At 73.4% G+C, this 5,961-nt stretch carries 8 protein-coding genes and 1 pseudogene; 5 read left to right on the top strand and 4 right to left on the bottom strand.

The annotated features are described in order from the left end of the window. The 5 genes from C1I99_RS28305 to C1I99_RS28325 all read left to right on the top strand — a co-directional run. On the top strand, positions 1-481 hold a 481-nt coding region (locus C1I99_RS28305; protein ID WP_369122449.1), incomplete at its 5' end, for an amylo-alpha-1,6-glucosidase. Between the two features lie 162 nt (positions 482-643). Then, a complete protein-coding gene (locus C1I99_RS28310; protein ID WP_111137260.1) occupies positions 644-2,413 on the top strand; it encodes a proline--tRNA ligase in 1,770 nt (589 codons plus the stop codon). Positions 2,414-2,470: 57 nt separating this feature from the next. Further along, complete coding sequence (locus C1I99_RS28315) at positions 2,471-2,896, top strand: CBS domain-containing protein (protein WP_111137261.1); 426 nt, start codon at positions 2,471-2,473, stop codon at positions 2,894-2,896. Between the two features lie 54 nt (positions 2,897-2,950). Continuing rightward, complete coding sequence (locus tag C1I99_RS28320; RefSeq protein ID WP_111137262.1) at positions 2,951-3,376, top strand: SufE family protein; 426 nt, start codon at positions 2,951-2,953, stop codon at positions 3,374-3,376. A gap of 20 nt (positions 3,377-3,396) precedes the next feature. Next, positions 3,397-4,032 carry a DsbA family oxidoreductase gene (locus C1I99_RS28325; RefSeq protein ID WP_111137263.1) on the top strand — a complete coding sequence of 212 codons (636 nt, stop codon included), beginning with the start codon at positions 3,397-3,399 and terminating at the stop codon, positions 4,030-4,032. Between the two features lie 8 nt (positions 4,033-4,040). Here C1I99_RS28325 and C1I99_RS28330 read toward each other — a convergent pair whose 3' ends face one another. From C1I99_RS28330 to C1I99_RS28345, 4 genes and pseudogenes are all read right to left on the bottom strand, one after another. Then, positions 4,041-4,589, bottom strand: coding sequence for a YbaK/EbsC family protein (locus C1I99_RS28330; protein WP_111137264.1), 549 nt, complete (start codon positions 4,587-4,589; stop codon positions 4,041-4,043). 47 nt (positions 4,590-4,636) lie between these two features. After that, a complete protein-coding gene (locus C1I99_RS28335; RefSeq protein WP_111137265.1) occupies positions 4,637-4,831 on the bottom strand; it encodes a hypothetical protein in 195 nt (64 codons plus the stop codon). A 116-nt stretch (positions 4,832-4,947) separates the two neighbouring features. After that, complete coding sequence (locus C1I99_RS28340) at positions 4,948-5,592, bottom strand: GAP family protein (RefSeq protein ID WP_111137266.1); 645 nt, start codon at positions 5,590-5,592, stop codon at positions 4,948-4,950. Between the two features lie 82 nt (positions 5,593-5,674). Beyond that, positions 5,675-5,961: pseudogene (locus C1I99_RS28345) on the bottom strand (MFS transporter); the annotation flags it as partial.

The raw sequence follows: 5,961 nt of genomic DNA on the forward strand, positions 1-5,961 counted from the left end.
GAGCCCCGCCATGTTCTCCGGCTGGGGCGTCCGCACCCTCGCCAACACCGAAGCCCGCTACAACCCCGTCGGCTACCACGTCGGCACCGTCTGGCCGTTCGACAACTCCATCATCGCCTGGGGGCTGTCGCGCTACGGCTTCCGCGAGGAAGCAGCACGCATCGCCGAAGGCATCATCCAAGCCTCGACCCACTTCCAGGGCCGCCTGCCCGAAGCCTTCGCCGGCTACGACCGCGCCCTGACCAACTACCCCGTCGAATACCCCACCGCGTGCAGCCCACAAGGCTGGTCCGCCGGAGCCCCCCTACTGCTCCTCCGCACCATGCTCGGCCTCGACCCCCACGAGAACCACCTCGCCACCGACCCCGTCCTACCACCATCCATCAACCGCATCGAACTAGTGGACATCCCCGGCCGCTGGGGACGAGCGAGCGCCTTCGGCCTCCGCACCGGCAAACGCAAACGACACCCAGTCAGATGAACGGCCGCGACCGTCCCCAGGTAGCCGCAGGCGCGGCGGCTGGGTTGGTGTGTTCCTGGAAGTGCGGTGTCCCGGCCGGTCGGATACGGCGATTTGCGTGGCTCAAGAGCGGGTGGGCGAATTGGATCGCCGGCCCGGCCGCGCCCGCCGTACGCTGCGTCAGTGCTGCTGCGCATGTCGACCCTGCTGCTCCGGACCCTGCGCGAGGACCCGGCGGACGCGGAGGTGCCGAGCCACCGGCTCCTGCTGCGCGCTGGCTACGTCCGCCGCGCCGCCCCGGGCGGCCACACCTGGCTGCCGCTGGGCAAGCTGGTGCTGGACCGGGTCACCGAGGTGGTCCGGCAGGAGATGGCCGCCATCGGCGACCAGGAGGTGCACTTCCCGGCGCTGCTGCCAGCGGAGCCGTACCGGACCAGCGGGCGGTGGGCGGAGTACGGCGACGACATCTTCACCCTCGCCGACCGGCGCGGCGCCGAGCACCTGCTCGCGCCCACCCACGAGGAGCTGGCCGCGCTGCTGGTGAAGGACGTGTTCACCTCGTACCGGGACTTCCCGGTGACGCTGTTCCAGATCCAGACCAAGTTCCGCGACGAGGCCCGCCCCCGGGCCGGCCTGCTGCGCGGGCGCGAGTTCCTGATGAAGGACGCGTACTCGTTCGACCTCGACGAGGCGGGACTCCAGGCGGCGTACGACCGGCACCGGGCCGCGTACCGGCGGGTCTTCGACCGGCTCGGCCTCGACTACACCGTGGTGCACGCGATGTCCGGGGCGATGGGTGGCTCCGCGTCGGAGGAGTTCCTGGCCGCCACCCCGGTCGGCGAGGACACCTTCGCCGGCTGCACGGCCTGCGACTACGCCGCCAACACCGAGGCGGTCACCGCGCCCGCCCCGCTGCCCGGTGACCCGGAGGCGCACCCGCCGGCGGAGGTGCACGACACCCCGGAGACGCCGACCATCGCCTCACTGGTCGAGCTGGCCAACACCCGCCGCCTGGGCGGCCGGGCGGACTGGACCGCCGCCGACACCCTGAAGAACGTGGTGTTGACGGTACGCCGGCCGGGTGCCGAGGCGGCCGAACTGCTGGTGATCGGGCTGCCCGGCGACCGCGAGGTGGACCTGAAGCGGGTCGGGGCGGCCCTGCATCCGGCCACCGTCGCGGTCTTCGACGACTGGGACGCCCACCCCGAGCTGGTCCGTGGCTACATCGGCCCGCAGATCATGGCCAAGCTCGGCGTCCGCTACCTGGTCGACCCGCGTGTGGTGCCCGGCACCGCCTGGCTGACCGGCGCGAACGAGCCGGGCCGGCACGCAACCGGGGTGGTCAGCGGCCGGGACTTTGTGCCCGACGGCATGATCGAGGCGGCCGAGGTGCGCCCGGGTGACCCGTGCCCGGCCTGCGGCACCGGCGAGCTGACCATGCGCCGGGGCATCGAGATCGGGCACATCTTCCAGCTGGGCCGCCGGTTCACCGACGCCTTCGCCGTCGACGTACTCGGGCCGCAGGGCAAACCGGTCCGGCCCGTTATGGGCTGCTACGGCATCGGGGTGTCCCGGGCGGTGGCGGCGATCGCCGAACAGCACCACGACGAGCGGGGGCTGGTCTGGCCGGCGGCGGTCGCGCCGTGCGACGTACACCTGGTGGCGGCCGGGAAGGGGCCGCAGCTCGACGCGGCGCTCGACCTCGGCGGGCGGCTGGCCGCCGCGGGCCTGCGCGTGCTGGTCGACGACCGGACGCACGTCTCGGCCGGGGTGAAGTTCACCGACGCCGAGTTGGTCGGCATCCCGCGCGCCGTCGTGCTCGGCCGCCGCGTCGCCGACGGGTACGCCGAACTGCGCGACCGGGCCACCGACGAGCGCACCGAGCTGCCCGTCGACGAGCTGGTCGACCGACTGCTCGACGAGGTGCGCCGACATCGGCCGGACGTGGTGTAGCCACCGCGTCACCGGGTACCGCTCCCCGATCGGCGGATGGTCTTCTGGAGGCTCCCAATGACCGGTTACCGGGTCAGCGACGTGATGACGAAGCAGGTCATCTACCTGCCCGCGGAGACCACCCTGGACGAGGCGGCCAGGGTGATGAAGGAGGCCGACATCGGCGACGTGGTGGTCACCGACGGTGCCAGCCTCGCCGGCATGCTCACCGACCGGGACATCGTGGTCCGGGCGGTGGCCGAACGGGCCGATCCGGCCACCACCACGATCGGGTCGATCATCACCCGCGAGGTGGTGATGATCGAGCAGCACTCGACGGCGGGTGAGGCGGCGGTCCTGATGCGCGAGCGCGGCATCCGGCGGGTACTGGTCTGCGACAGCGACCGCAAGCTGGTCGGCATCGTCTCCCTCGGCGACCTCGCGATGCAGCTCGACCCCCAGTCGGCGTTGAGCGAGATCAGCGAGCAGGCGCCGACCGCCTGAGGGCGGGTCCGGCGGCCCGGCGGCCCGAGCCGGCGGCGGCGGTAGCCTCGGGGCATGCCATCCATGCCGGCCAGGCTGGCCGAGATCGTCGACGAGTTCGCCGCCGCCCCGCGCGACGTGGTGCTGGAGATGCTGCTGGAGTACGCCGACGTCATCCCGCCGCTGCCCGCCGGGCAGGACCGGGAGGGGATGGAGCAGGTCCCGGAGTGCCAGACCGCGTTCTTCCTGCGCGCCCGGGTGACACCGGAAGGCACCGTGGAGACCCTCTTCGACTGCCCGCCGGAGGCGCCCACCACCCGGGCGTTCGCCGGGATCCTCGCCGAAGGGCTGGCGGGGGCGACCCCGGAGCAGGTGCTCGCCGTCCCCGACGACCTCTACCAGCGGATGGGCCTGGCCCAGGCGATCAGCCCGCTGCGGGTGCGGGGCGGCACCGCCATCCTGGCCCGGCTCAAGCGCCAGGTCCGGGAACAGATCGGCTGACCAGCGGGTTGCCACCGGTTATGGAGATCGAGATCTACGCGGACGTGGTCTGCCCGTGGTGCTACATCGGCAAGCGCCGGCTGGAGCAGGCCCTCGCGTCGTACGACGGCGAGGTGACCGTCCACTACCGGCCGTTCCAGCTTGACCCGTCGCCGGTGCCCCGGCCGCGCCCGCTGCTGGACGCGCTGGCCGACAAGTTCGGCGGGCCGGACCAGGCCCGGCAGATGGCGACCCACGTCGCCGGGGTGGCCGCCGGCGCCGGCCTGAAGCTCGACTTCGACCGGGCCGTCGCGGCGAACACCTTCGACGCGCACCGCCTGATCTCCTGGGCCAGCGACCAGGGCCGGGCCGCCGAGACGGTCGACGCGCTCTACCGCGCCCACTTCACCGACGGGATCGACGTCGGCTCCCGGGACGCGCTCGCCGCGCTCGCCGCCGAGGCCGGGCTCGACGGCGCCGAAGCGCGCCGCTTCCTCGACTCCGACGAACGGGTCGAGCAGCTCACCGCGGAACTGGCCGCCGCCCGGCAGCTCGGCGTGACCAGCGTGCCGACGTTCGTGCTCGCCGGGAAGTACGCGGTCACGGGTGCGCAGGAGCCGGAGACGCTGCTCGCCGCGCTGGCCGAGGTCGACCGCCGCGAGTCCGCCGCCGGCTGACCCGGGCGTCAGGCCGGCCGGGCCAGGTCCGCCAGCACACGGGCGGCGGGCAGCGCGCCGAGCGCCGGCCCGGGCAGCACTATCTTGCTGTGCCGTACGCCGGACCCGACGATCACGTGCGGGGTGGCGATCACCCGGGCGTCGACCAGGATCGGCCACTGCTCCGGCAGTCCGATGGGGGTGATCCCGCCGTACTCCATGCCGGTCAGCTCCACCGCGTCGGTCATCGGCGCGAAACTCGCCTTGCGCACGTCCAACGCCCGGCGGACCACCCCGTTGACGTCGGCCCGGGTGGTGGCCAGCACCACGCAGGCCGCGTACCGGACGACCCCCTCGCGCTTGCCGGCGACCACCACGCAGTTGGCCGACACGTCCAGCCCCACCTCGTACGCCGCGCAGAAGGCGGCGGTGTCGGCGAGTTCGGCGTCGATCGGCGCCACCAGCACGTCGTCGACGTCCACCGGTGCGTCGGCGGGCCACTGCGCGAGGGCGGCGGCGACCGGCGGGGCCAGCAGGTCGGGTCGGGTGCGGGCGGGTTCGGTCTTCAGCGTCCCCATCACGGTGCGATCCTCGCACCACCCGGCCCGCGGCGCCCACCGCCCGGTCAGCTGCCGGTGAGGAAGCCGTTCTCGCGGAGCAGCGTCCGGTCCCGGGCGGCGGCCAGTTCCTCGGCCCGCTCGGCCTGGACCCGGCGCACCTCCATCTCCTCCAGGGCGTGGCGGATCGCGAGCCGGATGACGCCGTACAGGAAGATGAAGCCGGCGCAGTAAAGGATGACCGTGGTGACCATGGCGAACATGGCGTCACGGTAGGCCGAACGTGAACGGGTGGACCGCTCATCTTCGGCCGGTTCCCCCGTACGTGTCGGCCAGGTGCCCCGCCCGGGTCCGGGTGCCGCGACGGCGGCGTGGCAGCTCACCGCAGCAGGTCGACGACGGTCATCGCCAGGAAGAACCCGATGACGATCTCGCTGACCAGCCAGGAGTGGTGCGCCGCGCCGTCGCGGATCCGGGGCAGCACCGCCTCGGCCCGGTGGCCGAGCAGCAGCAGCGACAGCAGGGGCAGGGCCAGCAGCCCGAGGGTGAACAGGACGAACGGCAGCAGGTGCCACCACGCCAGGTCGTGCCGGGCGGCCGTCGCTCCCACGGTGATCATGGTGAGGTCGTCCGCCGGCATCCCCAGGAAGAGCAGCACGCCGAGCTTGACCGCGTAGCCGGGGCCGGCCCGCTGGAGCCGCCCCATCCACGCGGGCGGGCCGGCGGAGTGCCGCCGCAGGAAGACGATCACCGCCAGGGCGACCAGCAGTACCAGCACCACCTGGTCGATCCGGGTCTCGATCGGGTTCCGTCCACCGTGGTCGGCGCCGGCGACACTGATCTTGATGCTGCGGGTGACCAGCCAGCTCGCCGTCACCCCGCCGCCGACCACGAGCGCCGCGCCGGCCAGGTAGCCGAGCGAAGCGGCTCGCGGCCGGTCGGCCGAGGCGAGGAATACCGCCGCGACCAGCTGCGTCCCGGCGACCATCACCACGGCCATCGGCAGGATGGTCAGGAAGTTCATCGCCCGCCCATCCTCCCGGCTGCCCACCGGGAGCAGAGGCGATTCGGCGCATCGCCCCGGCTGCCCGCCAGGGTCTCCGCGCTCAGGTCGCGGGCTGCCGCCCGGGCACCACCCGCCCCGCGAGCAGCACCCCGGCCAGTGCCAGGCCGGACGCCACCGTGAGGGTCCCCGCGTAGCTGCCCGGGCCCGGTGCCGCCCCGGCGGCGAGCACCGCGCCGGTCAGCGCCAGCACGGTCGCCGCGAAGAGCGAGTCGCCCAGTTGCAACGACGAACTGTTGCGCCCCTGCTCGCCGGGGGCCGACAGCTCCAGGGTGAGCACCGACAGCGACGGGTAGAGCAGCCCCATGCCGAGCCCGGCGCCCGCCCAGC

The organism is Micromonospora deserti (assembly GCF_003236335.1).
In the GTDB taxonomy this organism is placed as follows: Bacteria; Actinomycetota; Actinomycetes; order Mycobacteriales; family Micromonosporaceae; genus Micromonospora; species Micromonospora deserti.